The organism is Streptomyces sp. col6 (assembly GCF_008042035.1).
Taxonomy (GTDB): Bacteria; Actinomycetota; Actinomycetes; order Streptomycetales; family Streptomycetaceae; genus Streptomyces.
The window spans coordinates 550181-566145 of sequence record NZ_RDBL01000029.1; the positions used below are offsets into that span (position 1 = coordinate 550181).

Annotated in this window: 14 protein-coding genes and 2 pseudogenes; 8 read left to right on the plus strand and 8 right to left on the minus strand. The window is 72.4% G+C overall.

Features of this window, described 5'->3' with window-relative positions; all coding sequences use genetic code 11:
• The first annotated feature begins 70 nt into the window (after positions 1-70).
• The 5 genes from EAO73_RS31820 (at position 71) to EAO73_RS31840 (ending at position 5255) form a co-directional block, all read left to right on the plus strand.
• Complete coding sequence (locus EAO73_RS31820) at positions 71-979, plus strand: SIS domain-containing protein (protein ID WP_147974964.1); 909 nt, start codon at positions 71-73, stop codon at positions 977-979.
• A gap of 145 nt (positions 980-1124) precedes the next feature.
• Positions 1125-2057 carry an ROK family protein gene (locus EAO73_RS31825; protein WP_147974965.1) on the plus strand — a complete coding sequence of 311 codons (933 nt, stop codon included), beginning with the start codon at positions 1125-1127 and terminating at the stop codon, positions 2055-2057.
• Entirely contained in the window at positions 2057-3217 is a 1161-nt protein-coding gene (gene nagA / locus EAO73_RS31830) for an N-acetylglucosamine-6-phosphate deacetylase (protein WP_147974966.1), read from the plus strand. Before EAO73_RS31825 ends, nagA begins: the two co-directional genes overlap by 1 nt.
• Before the next feature lie 151 nt (positions 3218-3368).
• Positions 3369-4313, plus strand: a complete 945-nt coding sequence (locus EAO73_RS31835; RefSeq protein ID WP_147974967.1) for a 1-phosphofructokinase family hexose kinase — start codon at positions 3369-3371, stop codon at positions 4311-4313.
• A gap of 90 nt (positions 4314-4403) precedes the next feature.
• Positions 4404-5255: a class II fructose-bisphosphate aldolase gene (locus EAO73_RS31840; protein ID WP_147974968.1), complete on the plus strand. Its 852-nt coding sequence runs from the start codon at positions 4404-4406 to the stop codon at positions 5253-5255.
• Between the two features lie 68 nt (positions 5256-5323).
• Here the strand turns inward: EAO73_RS31840 and EAO73_RS31845 are convergent, their stop codons facing one another.
• Both EAO73_RS31845 and cdgB read right to left on the minus strand, forming a co-directional pair.
• Complete coding sequence (locus EAO73_RS31845; RefSeq protein WP_147974969.1) at positions 5324-6304, minus strand: carbohydrate-binding protein; 981 nt, start codon at positions 6302-6304, stop codon at positions 5324-5326.
• Positions 6305-6447: 143 nt separating this feature from the next.
• On the minus strand, positions 6448-8076 hold the full coding sequence (gene cdgB / locus EAO73_RS31850; protein ID WP_147974970.1) for a diguanylate cyclase CdgB: 1629 nt from the start codon (positions 8074-8076) through the stop codon (positions 6448-6450).
• A 314-nt stretch (positions 8077-8390) separates the two neighbouring features.
• On the opposite strand from cdgB, the gene EAO73_RS31855 reads away from it, so the two are divergent.
• Positions 8391-8897, plus strand: a complete 507-nt coding sequence (locus EAO73_RS31855; protein ID WP_147974971.1) for a flavin reductase family protein — start codon at positions 8391-8393, stop codon at positions 8895-8897.
• 16 nt (positions 8898-8913) lie between these two features.
• Here the strand turns inward: EAO73_RS31855 and arfB are convergent, their stop codons facing one another.
• Positions 8914-9348, minus strand: a complete 435-nt coding sequence (gene arfB / locus EAO73_RS31860) for an alternative ribosome rescue aminoacyl-tRNA hydrolase ArfB (protein WP_147974972.1) — start codon at positions 9346-9348, stop codon at positions 8914-8916.
• 169 nt (positions 9349-9517) lie between these two features.
• On the opposite strand from arfB, the gene EAO73_RS31865 reads away from it, so the two are divergent.
• Entirely contained in the window at positions 9518-10093 is a 576-nt protein-coding gene (locus EAO73_RS31865; RefSeq protein ID WP_147974973.1) for a TerD family protein, read from the plus strand.
• A 240-nt stretch (positions 10094-10333) separates the two neighbouring features.
• Entirely contained in the window at positions 10334-11908 is a 1575-nt protein-coding gene (locus EAO73_RS31870; protein WP_147974974.1) for a M4 family metallopeptidase, read from the plus strand.
• Positions 11909-11945: 37 nt separating this feature from the next.
• On the opposite strand, the gene EAO73_RS31875 is transcribed toward EAO73_RS31870, so the two are convergent.
• From EAO73_RS31875 to EAO73_RS31895, 5 genes and pseudogenes are all read right to left on the minus strand, one after another.
• Positions 11946-13370, minus strand: coding sequence for a M1 family metallopeptidase (locus EAO73_RS31875; protein ID WP_147974975.1), 1425 nt, complete (start codon positions 13368-13370; stop codon positions 11946-11948).
• 50 nt (positions 13371-13420) lie between these two features.
• Positions 13421-14605: a YncE family protein gene (locus tag EAO73_RS31880; protein WP_147974976.1), complete on the minus strand. Its 1185-nt coding sequence runs from the start codon at positions 14603-14605 to the stop codon at positions 13421-13423.
• Entirely contained in the window at positions 14602-15216 is a 615-nt protein-coding gene (locus EAO73_RS31885) for an ankyrin repeat domain-containing protein (protein ID WP_147974977.1), read from the minus strand. Before EAO73_RS31885 ends, EAO73_RS31880 begins: the two co-directional genes overlap by 4 nt.
• A 30-nt stretch (positions 15217-15246) precedes the next feature.
• A pseudogene (locus EAO73_RS31890) lies at positions 15247-15687 on the minus strand (GlcG/HbpS family heme-binding protein); the annotation flags it as partial.
• Positions 15677-15965 (minus strand): annotated as a pseudogene (locus EAO73_RS31895) (histidine kinase); the annotation flags it as partial. The pseudogenes EAO73_RS31890 and EAO73_RS31895, both read right to left, overlap by 11 nt.

Sequence of the window (15965 nt, forward strand, 5' to 3'; positions counted from 1 at the left end):
CCTTTAGCCGCCCGCGCGCCAACTCCCCGCCGCGTCGCCCTGTCCGCCCAGCCTCAAGGAGCCGTTCCGCATGTCGCGTACCGCATCTGAAATTGCCACCCAGCCCAGCTGCTGGCGGCGTGCCGCGCAGGCGGGCGCGGAGTTCGACGGGCTGCCGAGGCCCGGCGAGCGCGTCGCGGTCACCGGATGCGGCACCTCCTGGTTCATGGCCATCGCCTACGCGGCCCTGCGGGAGGCCGCCGGACAGGGCGAGACGGACGCGTACGCCTCCTCGGAGTTCCCGGTGGGCCGCCCGTACGACCGGGTGGTGGCGATCACCCGGTCCGGCACCACGAGCGAGGTGCTGGCGCTCCTGGGCGAGCTGCGCGGGAAGACGGCCACCGTCGCACTGACCGGCGACCCGGCGACGCCGGTCATGGAGGCCGCCGACGCGGTCGCCGTACTGGACTGGGCGGACGAGGAGTCGGTGGTCCAGACCCGGTTCGCCACCACCGCGCTCGCCTTCCTGCGGGCGGGCCTGGAGGCGGCCGGTCCGCTTCCGGCGGGCGTGAAGACGGTCGCCGAGGCGGCGGTGGACGCGGAGCTGGCGGTGACCGAGCCGCTGGACGAGGCGGTCGTCGCGGCCGAGCAGTGGACGTTCCTGGGGCGCGGCTGGACCTATGGGCTGGCCCAGGAGGCCGGGCTGAAGATGCGCGAGGCGGCGGGCGCCTGGACCGAGTCGTACCCGGCGATGGAGTACCGCCACGGCCCGATCGCGATCACCGGCCCGAACCGGGTCGCCTGGGTCTTCGGCGCCCTGCCCGAGGGGCTGGCGGGCGAGGTGGCGGCGGTCGGCGGGACGCTGGTCGCACACCGCTCGGCGGACCCGATGGCCGACCTGATCCGCGCGCAGCGGCTCGCGGTGGTGCTGGCCGAGTCGAAGGGGTACGACCCCGACCACCCCCGCAACCTCTCGCGCAGCGTGATCCTGCCGGAGTAGGAGCGGAGCCAGGGCCCGCCGGGGGACGGTTCTCGACAATCCGGGACCGTTCCCCGTAACCGGTACCGGGGATTTTGTATGGATGCGCAACAAACAGCGATAGTGGACTAGACCTTTTGGGGTCCCTCGGGCGAAACTGTTTCCCGTGAAACACGTCATCGCCCTCGATGTGGGCGGCACCGGGATGAAGGCCGCACTGGTCGGGGCCGATGGCGCCCTGCTCTACGAGGCACGGCGCGCGACCGGCAGAGAGCGCGGCCCCGAAGCCGTCGTGGAGTCGATCCTCGCCTTCGCCGCCGACCTGCGCGCGTACGGCGAGGAGCACTTCGGCGAGAGTGCCCTCGCGGCCGGAGTCGCGGTGCCCGGCATCGTCGACGCGGAGAAGGGGATCGCCGTCTACGCGGCGAACCTGGGCTGGCGCGACGTACCCATGCGGCAGCTGCTCGGCGAACGGCTCGGCGGCGTGCCCGTGGCGCTCGGCCACGACGTCAGGACCGGCGGCCTCGCCGAGGGCCGGATCGGCGCGGGCAACGGCGCCGACCGCTTCCTCTTCATCCCGCTCGGCACCGGGATCGCCGGAGCCATCGGCATCGCCGGGGCCATCGAGGAGGGCGCCCACGGCTACGCCGGCGAGATCGGGCACATCGTGATCCGGCCGGACGGCCCGGACTGCGGCTGCGGCCAGCGCGGCTGCCTGGAGACCCTGGCCTCCGCCTCCGCCGTCAGCCGCGCCTGGGCGGCCGCGTCCGGCGACCCGAAGGCGGACGCCGCCGACTGCGCCAAGGCCGTCGAGTCGGGCGACCCGAAGGCCCTCGCCGTGTGGCAGGACGCCGTCGACGCGCTCGCCGCCGGGCTCGTCACCGCGCTCACCCTGCTGGACCCGCGCACGCTCATCATCGGTGGCGGGCTCGCCGAGGCCGGGGAAACCTTGTTCACACCACTCCGTGCGGCCGTCGAGGAACGCGTCACGTTCCAGAAACTGCCCCACATCGTCCCGGCGGCCCTCGGGGACACCGCCGGATGCCTGGGCGCAGGGCTGCTCGCCTGGGATCTACTCTCCACGGAGGTATCCGCCTGATGGCCGGACGCGCAGACAGCACCGTTCTCGCAGGGGCCCGGGTGGTACTGCCCACCGGCACCGTCGAGGACGGCCGGGTGATCGTCGAGGGCACCCGCATCTCCGGCGGCGGGGCCGAGGGCGCCCCGGTCGTGGACCTCTCCGGCCACTGGATCGTCCCCGGCTTCGTGGACATGCACAACCACGGCGGCGGCGGCGCCTCCTTCACCTCGGGCACGGTCGACGAGGTCCTCACCGGCGTCCGCACCCACCGCGAGCACGGCACCACCACCCTGGTCGCCTCCACGGTCACCGGCGAGATGGACTTCCTGGCCGAGCGCGCCGGCATCCTCTCCGAACTCGTCGAGCAGGGCGACCTCGCCGGTATCCACTTCGAGGGCCCCTTCATCTCCCCGTGCCGCAAGGGCGCCCACAGCGAGGCCCTGCTGCGCGACCCGGACCCGGCCGAGGTCCGCAAGCTGATGGACGCCGCGCGCGGCACCGCGAAGATGTTCACCCTCGCCACCGAACTGCCCGGCGGCATCGACTCCGTACGGCTGCTCGCCGAGCACGGCGTGATCGCGGCCATCGGCCACACCGACGCCACGTACGAGCAGACCGTCGAGGCGATCGACGCCGGCGCCACCGTCGCCACGCACCTCTACAACGCGATGCCAACCCTCGGACACCGCGCGCCCGGCCCGATCGCCGCCCTCCTGGAGGACGAGCGGATCACCGTCGAGCTGATCAACGACGGCACGCACCTGCACCCGGCCGCGCTCGAACTGGCCTACCACCACGCCGGCGCCGACCGGGTCGCCCTGATCACGGACGCCATGGACGCGGCGGGCTTCGGCGACGGCCGCTACCAGCTCGGCCCGCTCGCCGTGAACGTCGAGAACGGCGTCGCCCGGCTCGTCGAGGGCAACTCCATCGCCGGTTCCACGCTCACCCTGGACACCGCTTTCCACCGCTCCGTGACCGTCGACCGGATCCCCGTCGAGGACGTGGTCCGGTCCATCTCCGCGAACCCGGCCCGCCTCCTCGGCGTGGACGACAAGGTCGGCTCGCTGGAACCCGGCAAGGACGCCGACCTGGTCGTTCTCGACGAGGACTTCCGGCTCAAGGGCGTCATGCGCAAGGGCGAGTGGATCGTCCGCCCCGAGGCCGCAGCCGGCTGAACGGGCTACGTAACGAAGAGACGGCGGTTGGTCCCGAGGTCTGGGCCGACCGCCCCCTCTTTGGCATGATCGCCTGGGAAACCAGCACGGAAAGCGCGTTCCGGCAAGGAATCAGCGCTCGGCACGGATCGAAAGCGAAGGGGCGGCCGCGGTGATCCTCACGGTCACGCTGAACACGGCACTCGACCTGACCTACGGCGTCCCCGCCCTCGTGCCGCACTCCAGCCACCGGGTCACCGACCTCTCGGAGCGCCCCGGCGGCAAGGGCCTCAACGTCGCCCGTGTCCTCACCGCCCTCGGCCACGACACCGTCGTCACCGGCTTCGCCGGCGGCGCCACCGGAGCCGTCCTGCGCGACCTGCTCGCCGCGCTCCCCGGGCAGAAGGGCGCCCTCACCGACGCGCTCGTCCCCGTATCCGGCGACACCCGCCGCACCCTCGCGGTCGTCGACGCGGCCACCGGCGACACCACCCAGTTCAACGAGGCCGGACCGCACGTCACCGCCGACGAGTGGGCCGCCTTCCTCGACGCGTACGCCGGCCTGCTGGAGACCGCCGACGCCGTCGCCCTGTGCGGCAGCCTCCCGCCCGGCATCCACGTCGGCGCCTACGGCGAACTCGTCCGGCTCGCCCGCGCCGCCGGCGTCCCCGTCCTCCTGGACACCAGCGGCGAACCGCTGCGCCGGGGCATCGCCGCCCGCCCCGACCTGATCAAGCCGAACTCCGACGAGCTCGCCCAGCTCACCGGCTCCCGCGACCCCCTGCGCGCCACCCGCGACGCCCGCCGCCGCGGCGCCCACGGCGTCATCGCCTCGCTCGGCCCCGACGGCATGCTCGCCGTCACCCCGGACGGCGTCTGGCGGGCCGCACCGCCCGCCCCCGTCAAGGGCAACCCGACCGGAGCGGGCGACTCCGCGGTGGCCGGGCTGCTCTCCGGGCTCGTGGAGTCCCTGAGCTGGCCGGACCGGCTGCGCCGGGCGGTGGCACTGTCGACGGCGACCGTGCTGGCCCCCACCGCGGGCGACTTCGACCGCACGGCGTACGAGGAGCTGCTGCCGCGCGTCGCCATCGAGGAACAAAGACCAGGAGCGGTCTGAGGGCCGCACCCGCAAGGGAGCGGCCCGCACGCCGCCCCCGCCCCGCACCGGGCCCGCCCGCCGGACCCGGGGAAACAACAGAGGTCAGCAATGCCGCTCGTCAGCACCGGTGAACTCGTCTCCGCCGCCCAGGCACAGGGACACGGGATCGCCGCCTTCAACGTCATCACGCTGGAACACGCGGAGGCCATCGCCACCGGCGCCGAACGCGCCGGCGCCCCCGCCATCCTCCAGATCTCCGAGAACGCCGTGAAGTTCCACGGCGGCCGGCTCACCGCCATCGCCGCCGCGGCCGCCGCCGTCGCCCGTACGTCGAGCGCCCCGCTCGCCCTGCACCTCGACCACGTCGAGTCCGTGGACCTGCTCCACCGGGCCCACGACGAGGGCTTCGGCTCCGTGATGTTCGACGCCTCCAAGCTCACGTACGAGGACAACGTCCGTGCCACCGCCGAGGCCGTCGCCTGGGGCCACGAGCGCGGCATCTGGATCGAGGCCGAACTCGGCAAGGTCGGCGGCAAGGAGGGCGAGGCCCCGCTCGACGCCCACGCCCCCGGTGTCCGCACCGACCCGGACGAGGCCGCCGCGTACGTCGCCGCCACCGGCGTGGACGCCCTCGCCGTCGCCGTCGGCTCCTCGCACGCCATGACCGAGCGCACCGCCGCCCTCGACCACGCGCTGATCGGCCGGCTGCGCGACGCCGTCCCCGTCCCGCTCGTCCTGCACGGCTCCAGCGGCGTCCCGGACGAGGAGATCCGCCAGGCCGTCGCCGCCTCCGGCATGGTCAAGATCAACGTCGGCACCGCCCTGAACACCGCGTTCACCGGAGCCGTCCGCGCCCACCTCGCCGAGCACACCACGGGCGTCGACCCCCGCAAGTACATCGCCCCCGGCCGCGAGGCCATGGCCGCCACGGTGGCCGGCTTCCTCGCCCTGATGGGCTGAGCGGCACCCGGGAAACGCACCGGCCCCCTCGCCCGGAGGCGAGGGGGCCGCAATGCGTCAGGCGCCGGTCAGCGGGTCTGGTGACCGGCCTTCAGCGACAGCTGGTCCAGGTTGGCGTCGCACTGATCGCCCTCGTTGCACGAGATCTTCAGCGTGTTCGCGCCCTTGACGAGGTTGACGTAGGCGTACGTCGTCGTCCAGCCCTTCTCCAGATCGCCCTCGGGGGCGTTCGCGTAGTTCTTCATGTTGATGGCGCGCGGGTCCTCGGAGTTGACCGTCAGCGACGTCTTGGCGTCCTTGCCCGGCACGCCGTACGTCACGAACAGCGTGTACTCGCCGTCCTCCGGCACCTCCACCGACCAGGTCGCCGAACGGCCCACCTCGTTGAGGTTGATGTACTGCCCGTTCGCGCTCTTGGCGCCCTTCACGGAGTTGTCCAGCTGCGCCGTCCCGCCCAGCTGGAGCGAGGCCGCGTCCTGCTTCGGCAGCTCCGCCGGGGCGGAGGAGGACGGGGACTGCTCCGGGGTCGGGGACTCCTCGACCTTCGAGCCCGGACCCTCCGAGGTGGTCGGCTCGGCCTTCTTGTCCTTGTCGCCGTCGTCCGTCAGCAGTGCAGCGCCGATGCCGATGAGCACCACCGCGACCACCGCGACGGCGGCGATCAGCAGGCCCTTGGTGTTCGGACCGCCCCGGCCGGAACCGCCGGAGCCACCGCGCCCGCCCTGCTGCGGCACCTGCGTGGTGGCCGCGCCGCCGGGATACGTCTCCGGGGCGGCGTACTGCGGGCTGGGCTGGCCGTACTGACCCTGGGGCGCCTGCGGCGGGTACCCGTACGCCTGCTGCTGGGGCACCTGCTGCCCGTATTGGCGCTGGCCGACGGTCCGCACCTGGTTGTACGAGGTCCGGGGCACACCCGGCTGGGCGGCGGGCCCCGGGTAGCCGTAGCCGCCCTGCCCCGGAGGCTGCGCACCGGCCGCCTGCCCGTCCTCGTAGAGGTAGCCGAACGGATCGTCGTCCTCGGGTGTGCTCGCGCCGTTGTTCCCGGCCATCCCTGGGTCACTCCTCACCATGTCGCCAGCCGTCGCCCAGTAGCGCCGGCCGTCGCCGACCGGCCGAGCCTACCTCGAATGGAGGATGTCAAGAATTGACACAGAGGTTCCCGGGAATCCCGCCGGGACCGCTCGGGAGAACGTCAGCCGGCTCTGCGGTGAACCTTCGACCGGGACCGCTTCTCGATGTACATCCGCTGGTCGGCGGAGCGCAGCACCTCTTCGGCGGTCATCCCGCAGGCCGCCCAGCCGATGCCGAAACTCGCCCCGACCCGCACCGCGCGCCCGTCCACCCTGATCGGCGGAATGATGGCGTTCCGCAGCCGAACCGCCAGGTCAGCCGCGTCCGCCGCGCCCAGCCCGTCCGCGAGGACGACGAATTCGTCACCCCCGAGCCGGGCGACCGTGTCCCCGTCCCGCACACACGTGGTCAGGCGGCGCGCCACCTCGATGAGAACCGCGTCACCCGTGTGGTGCCCGAAGCGGTCGTTGATCGACTTGAAGCCGTCCAGGTCGCAGAAGAGGACCGCGAGCCCCTTCGCGCCGTCGTCGCGCGATGTGTCCGGTGCCACGGCGTGCACATGGTGGTCGAACGGGTGCGCGCCGGGACCGGCGGGCACATACCCCCGGGCCTCCACGTCCCCGTACGCCGCGTCCAGGGCCTGCACATCGGTGGTCGCCGCCGCGTCCGGCCGGGCGCACAGCCGGGAGCCGAGCCGGGAGCGCAGCTCCGCGCTGTTGGGGAGCCCGGTCAGCGCGTCGTGCGAGGCGCGGTGGGCCAGGTTCAGCTCGTGCCGCTTGCGCTCCTCGATGTCCTCGACGTGCGTCAGCAGGAAGCGCGGCCCGTCCGCGGTGTCCGCGACGACGGAGTTGCGCAGCGACACCCAGAGATACGTGCCGTCCCGGCGGCCCAGGCGCAGCTCGGCCCGGCCGCCCTCGGCGGAGGTACGGAGCAGGGTGCCGATGTCCTCGGGGTGGACCAGGTCGGCGAAGGAGTAGCGGCGCAGCACCGACGCGGGGCGGCCGAGCAGCCGGCACAGCGCGTCGTTGGTCCGCAGCAGCCGCCCCTGCTGGTCGCCGCCCAGCTCGGCGATGGCCATGCCGCTGGGGGCGTACTCGAAGGCCTGGCGGAAGGATTCCTCGCTGGCCCTGAGCGCCTGCTGCTCCCGCTCCAGCCGGACCAGGGCCCGCTGCATGTTGGCCCGGAGCCGGGCGTTGCTGATCGCGATGGCGGACTGGGAGGCGTACATCTGAAGGGCCTCACGGCCCCAGGCGCCCGGACGGCGTCCGTTGCGCGGCCGGTCGACGGATATGACGCCCAGGAGGTCCGAGCCGCCGCCGGAGGCGTACATCGGGGCGTAGAGCCGGTCCTCGGGGTGCCACTCGTCCTCGAACCGGGGCTCGGGGCCCTCGGTGTGCCACTGCGGGACGTCGTCGTCGAGGAGGATCCAGCCCTCGGTGTGCGGTATGAAGCGGAGCCCGTCCCAGGCCTCACCCATGGCGAGCCGGCGTTCCCAGGAGGCGCGGGAGCCGACCCGGCCGGTGATCAGGGCCTCGGCGGCGTGGCTACCGGCCAGGGCGGCAACGACGAGGTCGCCGTCGGGGCGGACGAGATTGACGCAGGCAAGCTCGTAGCCGAGATTGGCGACGATCCCGTCGGCCACGGTCTGCAGGGTGTCGGCCAGACTCCGTGCCGTGTTGAGATCGGCGACCGCCTGGTGCAGCTGCCGCATCGTCGCGAGGCGGACGTAGGGCTCCGACTCGGCCTCCATTGCTCGCACTCCCCGAGACCTCGACAGCACTCCAGAATTCATATCGACGTACGTGACGTACTTACTGCAGTGTCACGGCCACTGAATCACAGCGAGCTGTGCACCCGGTACACAGGGTCAGCAAATATTGCACTCTGTGACTCAAGTCACAAACGAGCAGGGAGTGAGGGGAGCGGGCCGGCGGCCCGCGGTCCTAGGACCCGGCTGGTCCCCTGGCCCGATGCGGGGGCACGGCGCGCGCGGCTAGCGTTCCCGGTGTGTTGCAGACGAAGCCCCCCACACCGCGTTCCGAGCCCGTCCCCCATGCTGAGGGGGTGAGCAACGAAGAGTTCCGTGCCGCCCTGTCCCGGCTGGCGGCCGGCGTGGTGCTGGTCACCGCCCAGGAGCCGCCGCTCGACGAGGACGGACGGGGCGAGGACGTCGGCATGACCGCGACCGCCTTCATGTCCGTGTCCCTGGACCCGCCGCTGGTCATGGTGAGCCTGCGCAACGACTCCCGGATGGACGACCTGCTGGCGGAGCAGCCCCTGTGGGCGGTGTCCGTCCTGGCGGAGAGCCAACGGCACATCGCCGGGCGGTTCGCGATGAAGGGCCGGATCAGCGACCGGCTGCTCTTCGAGGACATCCCCTATGTACGCGGTGAGGTGAGCGGCGCCCCGCTGGCGGGCGGCGCGCTGGCGACGCTGGAGTGCCGTACGGAGCAGAGGGTGGTGGCGGGTGACCACACGCTGGTGATCGGCCGGGTGCTGAGCGCCCATGTCCCGAGCGGGGAGGGCGGCCCGCTGACGTACTTCCGGGGGAAGTACCGGCACCTGGGCTGAGTGCGCGGGGCCCGCTCTACCAGTCGCGCCCCGAGCGGCCCCGCTTGGTGTCGCCGCGCGCCTTCTTCTCCCGCAGCCGGCGCTCGTTGATCCCGCGGGGGACCTTCCGCTTCACGCGCGGCCGGGGCGGCGGCGCGGACGCCTCCGCCAGCAGGGCCGCGAGGCGTACGGCGGCCGTCTCGCGGTTGCGCCACTGGGAGCGGTGCTCGGAGGACCGGACCGCGATCACGCCGTCGGTCAGCCGGCCCGCCAGCCGGTCCAGGGCGCGTTCCTTCCACACCTCGGGCAGGGCCTCGGTGGCCGCGAGGTCGAAGCGCAGTTCCACCTGGGAGTCGCTGGTGTTGACGTGCTGCCCGCCGGGCCCCGAGGACCGCGAGAAACGCCACATCAGCTCGGCCTCCGGCAGGGAGACCGAACCGCGGATGACATAGGGCCCGGACATGACACCCATGTTCCCCGCCCCACCAGCTGTTCGTCACCTCTTTTTGCGGCGCCCCGCCGCCTCTTCGGCAAAGAAAGTAAAGGCGCGCGGAACCTCTCGGTCCCCTGTCGGCGTTATGACCTGTGACGGTAGCTTCGTGACCGCGAAGCCCGCACCCGACAGATGAAAGGGACTTCCCATGGCAGTAAGCCTGTCCAAGGGCGGCAACGTCTCCCTCACCAAGGAGGCCCCCGGCCTCACCGCCGTCACGGTCGGCCTCGGCTGGGACGTCCGTACCACCACCGGCACCGACTTCGACCTGGACGCCTCGGCGATCGCGGTCAACGCCGGCGGCAAGGTCTACTCCGACGCCCACTTCGTCTTCTTCAACAACAAGTCGACGCCGGACCAGACCATCGTGCACACCGGTGACAACGTCACGGGTGAGGGCGAGGGCGACGACGAGCAGATCAACGTCAACCTGGCGGGCCTGCCGGCGGACGTCGACAAGATCGTCTTCCCGGTCTCCATCTACGACGCCGAGACCCGCAGCCAGAACTTCGGCCAGGTGCGGAACGCCTACATCCGCATCCTCAACCAGGCCGGCGGCAGCGAGATCGCGCGCTACGACCTGAGCGAGGACGCCGCCACCGAGACCGCCATGGTCTTCGGCGAGCTGTACCGCAACGGCGCCGAGTGGAAGTTCCGCGCCGTGGGCCAGGGTTACGCCTCCGGCCTGCGCGGCATCGCCCAGGACTTCGGCGTCAGCCTCTGACGCCCAGCAAGCCCTTCCGAGGAGCCCCCGGCCGAACGTCCTGCGGCCGGGGGCTCCCGCATGTCCGCACACCCGGTCCGGACCGGTCGAGGTCCGCCGGATAACGAACATGACAGCGCTTCAGTCGGACAAGAACTGGTCAAAGAAATGTGAGGTATTTGTTCGTACATCGTCAATGACGGTCATTCGGTGGCAGGCTCCCGGCTCGTAACCCCCCACGGAACGAGCAACGGAGTCCGTATGACCCCCCACATGAACACCCGTCGCGCCGCAGCCCTGGCCGCCGTGGCCGCGATGGTCGTCGTCGGAGTGCAGACCGGTGCGGCGAACGCCCACCCGAACACCCCCGGCGACTCCCCCTCCGTCTCCGCCACTCCGGCGTTCAGCAGTGCCTCCGCCCGTACCGCCGCCATCAAGTCCGCCCAGGCCGACACCTCCTCGACCGCCACCGCGCTGAAGCTCGGCGCCAAGGAGAAGCTGATCGCGCGTGACGTGATCAAGGACGCGAACGGCACCGTCCACACCCGCTACGAGCGCACCTACGACGGCCTGCCCGTCCTGGGCGGCGACCTCGTCACCCACACCGCCGCCAACGGCAAGCTCAAGAGCGTCACCAAGGCGACCACGGCCCGGATATCCGTGCCGTCCACCACGCCGAAGATCAAGACCGCGGCGAGCGCCCGCAAGGTGATCTGGGCCGGCGGCTCCACCCCCGTCCTCGCCCTGGAGTCCGTGAAGACCGGCGTCCAGAAGGACGGCACCCCCAGCCGCAAGCGCGTCATCACCGACGCCACCACCGGCAAGGTCCTGCGCAGCTACGAGGAGATCGAGACCGCCGGCGTCGGCAACAGCCAGTACAGCGGCAAGGTCGACCTCAGCACCACCGCGTCCGGCTCCGGCTTCGAACTGACCGACGGCGACCGCGGCGGCCACAAGACGTACGACCTCAACCAGGGCGAGAGCGGCACCGGCGACCTCGTCACCGACGACGACGACACCTGGGGCGACGGCACCGGCAACGACCGCCAGACCGCCGCCGTCGACGCCCACTACGGCGCCGCGAAGACCTGGGACTTCTACAAGTCCGCCTTCGGCCGCGACGGCATCGCCGGCGACGGCAAGGCCGCGTACTCCCGCGTCCACTACGGCGACGCGTACGTCAACGCGTTCTGGGACGACAGCTGCTTCTGCATGACGTACGGCGACGGCGCCGACAACAAGAGCGCCCTCACCGCCCTCGACGTCGCCGGCCACGAGATGAGCCACGGCCTCACCGCCTCCACCGCCAACCTCGAGTACGCCGGTGAGTCCGGCGGCCTCAACGAGGCCACCAGCGACATCCTCGGCACCTCCGTCGAGTTCTTCGCCGACAACTCCACCGACGTCGGCGACTACCTCATCGGCGAGAAGATCGACATCAACGGCGACGGCAGCCCGCTGCGCTACATGGACAAGCCCAGCAAGGACGGCGGCTCGGCCGACTACTGGGACAGCAGCGTCGGCGACCTCGACGTCCACTACTCCTCGGGCGTCGCCAACCACTTCTTCTACCTGCTGTCCGAGGGCAGCGGCGCGAAGACCATCAACGGCGTGGACTACGACTCCCCGACCTCCGACGGCTCCACCGTCACCGGCATCGGCCGGGACAAGGCCGTCCAGATCTGGTACAAGGCCCTCTCCGAGTACATGACCTCCACCACCGACTACGCGGACGCCCGCACCGCCACCGAGAAGGCGGCGACCGACCTCTACGGCGCCGACAGCGCCGAGCTCAAGGCCGTCGACGCGGCCTGGAGCGGCGTCAACGTGAAGTAACCCCTCCGCGAGGAGCGAGCAGAGCACCAGGAGCCGGTCAGCCGTCCGCGGCGGGCCGGCTCCTGCCGTACAGCCACGCCTTCCACAGGTCCGACAGATCCTGGCCGGTCTCCTCCTCCACGTACGCCGTGAAGTCGGCCGTCGACGCGTTGCGGTGCCGGTACTTCTTCGTCCACCCCCGCAGCAGCGCGAAGAACTCCTCGTCGTCGTCCACCGCCTCGCGGATCTTGTGGATGACCATCGCCCCGCGCCCGTACACCGGCGGGTCCGAGATCTCCGCGGCGGACGGCGGCAGGGCGGGCGGGAACGCCCAGTTGTCCTTGTCCTCGTAGGCGTCCTCGAACGACTCCTCGGCCGGGGTGTCGTTCTTCTCCTCCTCCCACAGCCACTCCGCGTACGTCGCCAGGCCCTCGTTCAGCCACATGTCGCGCCAGCTCTCCGGCGTGACCGAGTCGCCGAACCACTGGTGCGCCATCTCGTGGACGAACGTCCCGAGGTCCGGCGGGCCGGGGAAGACCGGCCGGTTCTGCGTCTCCAGCGCGTATCCGGAGTCGTCGTCGCGTTCCACGATCGCGCCCGTCGCGGAGAACGGATACGGACCGAAGTGCTCCGCCTCCCACGCCACGACCTCCGGCACCCGGCCGACGGTCCGCGCGCTCGCCTTCGCCACCTCCGGGTCCACCGCCGTGAACACCGTGATGCCGCCGGCCATCGTCGACGTCTTCGTCTCGAACTTCCCGATGGCCAGGGTCGCGAGATAGCTCGCCATCGGCTCGGCGGTGTGCCAGCGGAAGGTCGTACGGCCCTTCTCCGTGACCGGCGGACCCGCCATCACGCCGTTGGAGACCGCCGTCAGCCCCTTCGGGACGGTGACCGTCAGGTCGTACGTGGCCTTGTCGCTCGGGTGGTTGTTGCCCGGGAACCAGGCCATCGAGCCCGTCGGCTCACCGAGAGCCAGCGCCCCGTCGTCGGTCGGCAGCCAGCCCTCCTCGGACTCGTCCGGGTCCGTGATGGTCTTCGGCGAACCGGAGTAGTGGACGACCGTACGGAACGTCTCGCCCTTGCGCAGCCGGTCCTCGGCCTTCGCGTCCGAACGGAGCGTCAGCTCGTTGCCCGCCCGGTTCACGGCGGCCGGACGCCCCTCCACCGTCGCCGAGTCCACGGTCAGCCCGGCCAGGTCCAGATTGAACGAGCTGAGGTCCTGCGTGGCCCGCGCGGTGATCTCGGCGGTCCCGCGCAGCGTCTGCTCGTCCGGGTCCACATCGAGCGTGAGGGCGTAGTGCGTGACGTCGTACCCGCCGTTGCCCAGCTTCGGGAAGTACGGGTCGCGCACACCGGCCGCCCCCGGCTTGCCCTCCACCCCGCCCGTGCAGGCGGGCGCGAGGAGGACGAGGGCGAGCAGCGGGAGGGCGGCGCGGGCCGCCCTGGGGGCCCTTGGGCGTACCGGAGTTCGATGATCCACACCGATGATCCTATGTGCGGAATGTCGCGATCCGGGTAGGTGCGGCGGTCTCAGAGCACCGCGATGCCCAGCGGCCGTTCGCCCGCCGCCAGGCGGACCGGGGGCGTCCTCCCGTCGAGGGCGACGACCGTGATCCCGTTCCAGTACCCGTCCCGGGTGAACCCGCCGGTGACGTACGCCGTGCGCCCGTCCCGGGACACGGCCACGTCCTCGTGCGGACCGTCCAGTTCCACGACCCGCTCGGTGCCGTCCGGCTTCCGGATCGTCAGCGACGGCTGCTCGTCGTCGGAGGCGATCGGGCCGGTGCCCACGACGAGCAGGGTGCCGTCGGGCGCCATCGCCGCCCCGTGCTGGTGCGTGTCGGCCGTCATCCGCTCGACGGCCACCTTCCCGGTGCGCGGGTCGAGCACCGCGAGCCGCTCGCCCTCGAACGGCAGCAGCAGCTTCCCGTCGGACGGCCTGACCACCGCGTAGTGCGGCTTCAGCCAGGACCCGAGCCCGCCCTCCGTGCCGAACGGGGCGACCTCCATGCGCCGGGTGCGCAGCGTGTCCGTGCGGACGGACGTCACGTCGAACGAGTCGTGCCCGGTGGCGTACGCCTCCTTGCCGTCCCGCGACACGTCCACGTCGAAGGGCCGGCGGCCGACCGGGGCCGTGCCGGTGACCTTCCGGGTGCCGGTGTCGATGACCTCCAGCACCCCGTCGCCGTCGGGCACGTTGACGCCGACGTACGCCTGCCGGCCGTCGGGGGACAGCGCGATACCCATCCCGCCGCCCCGGTACTCGCCCGTGGTCACCGGCCCGGTCCGCGTCTCGTACGGGATACGGGCCAGCCGCGTCCGCTGGTCCGTGTCCACGACCGCGACGCCCTCGGCGGTGGCCACCCATGCCCGCCCGTCCGCGCCGACGGCCACCCCGTAGGGGGCGGTGCCGACCTTCACCCGGTCGAAGGTGCCGCGCTCCGGATCGACGAAGCTGACGGTGTCGCCCCCGAAGTCGGCGACGAGCAGCGTGCCGTCGGGGGTGGTCCCGGGCGCGGGCGCGGCGGTGGCCGAGGGTGCGGGCGCCTCCGCGGCGGGCGAGGTGGCCGACGACGCGGGCGCGTCGGTGGCGGCGCAACCGGCGAGCACGGCCGCAGCGGCGACGACGGCCAGGAGGACGGCCGGGCGGCTCCGGTTCCCGGCACGGCGGGGGCCGGCTCCGCGAACCGGGCCCCAGGCACGGCGGGGGCTCACCGCGTGCCTCCCGCGCCCGTCGCCGCCCGCAGCAGCCCCGCGATCCCGGCGAACCCGCGCCGCTCCGCGTGCTCCAGCGCCGTCACGCCGTCGCCGTCCGGAAGTCCGGGCGTCGCGCCCGCCGTGAGCAGCAGCTCCACGATCTCCTGGTGCGCCCGGCCGCCGTCACCGAGGATCACGGCCTCCAGCAGAGCGGTCCAGCCCAGCCGGTTGACGTGGTCCACGTCGATGTCGGTGGCCCGCAGCAGCTCCCGTACGTACGCCACGTGCCCGCGCTCGCTCGCCGGGATCAGCGCGATCCCGCCGAACCGGTTGCGCAGCTTCAGGTCCGGCCCGGCCGGCAGCAGGACGTGCAGCATCTCCACGCTGCCCGTGACGCCGGTGGCCAGCCAGGGGCTCTCCTCGCGCCGGTCCTGCGCGTCCGGGTCCGCGCCCGCCGCGACGAGCAGCCGGGCGGCCTCGACGTGGCCGCCGTGGACGGCCAGGAGCAGCGGGGTGCGCAGCTCCTCGTCCCGGGCGTCCACCCGGGCTCCGCCCTCGATCGCGGTCCGCACGGCGTCGGTGTCGCCGGTGCGCGCGGCGTCGAGCAGCTGGTGATCGAGGGCGTTCATGTCCGTCTCCCGGGGGTCGTCGCGTACGTACTACTTGGCGAGGGCGGCGACGCCGGCCTGCGCGAACTTCTCGTCGAGGTCGCCGCTGGGCGCGCCCGCGACACCGATGCCCGCCACCGGGGCGCCCTTGACCTGCACCGGGGCACCGCCCGCGAGGAACAGCGTGCCAGGGATGTCCTTCAGGTTCGGGGCCTGGGCGAGCCGCTTGGCCAGCTCGGAGGTCGGGGCGTTCCAGGACACGGCGGTGTACGCCTTCTTCTCGGCCGACTCGTACGCCTGCGGGCCCGAGCCGTCGCCGCGCAGGGTCAGGATCGTGTTGCCGTTGCGGTCGACGACCGAGACGGCGACGCGCTGGTTCTCCTTCTTCGCCGCGTCCAGGGCCGCCTTCGCGGCCTTCGTCGCGGCGTCGAGGGTCAGGTGCGTGGTCTGCTGGAGGTTGCGGTTCGCGGTGTCGGCCTTGACGGTGGTGGCGTCGGGCGGCGGCCGGGTCGGTGTCCCAGGTGCGGTCGGCGGCCTGGAGGAGCATCTGCTGGCTCGACAGGCCCTGGGCGAGGGTGTCGTGGATCTCCATGGACAGCCGCTGGCGTTCGGCGAGGGTGCCTTCGCGGCGTTCGGTGGCGGCGAGTTCGCGGCGGGTGCGGAGCAGGTCGTCGATGAGCCGGCCCTGTTGCACGGCCTGGCGCCGCATATGGACGAACACGGCGGTGGCGACGGCGGCGACGGCGGGCGGGGCGAGGACGAGGTTGGGG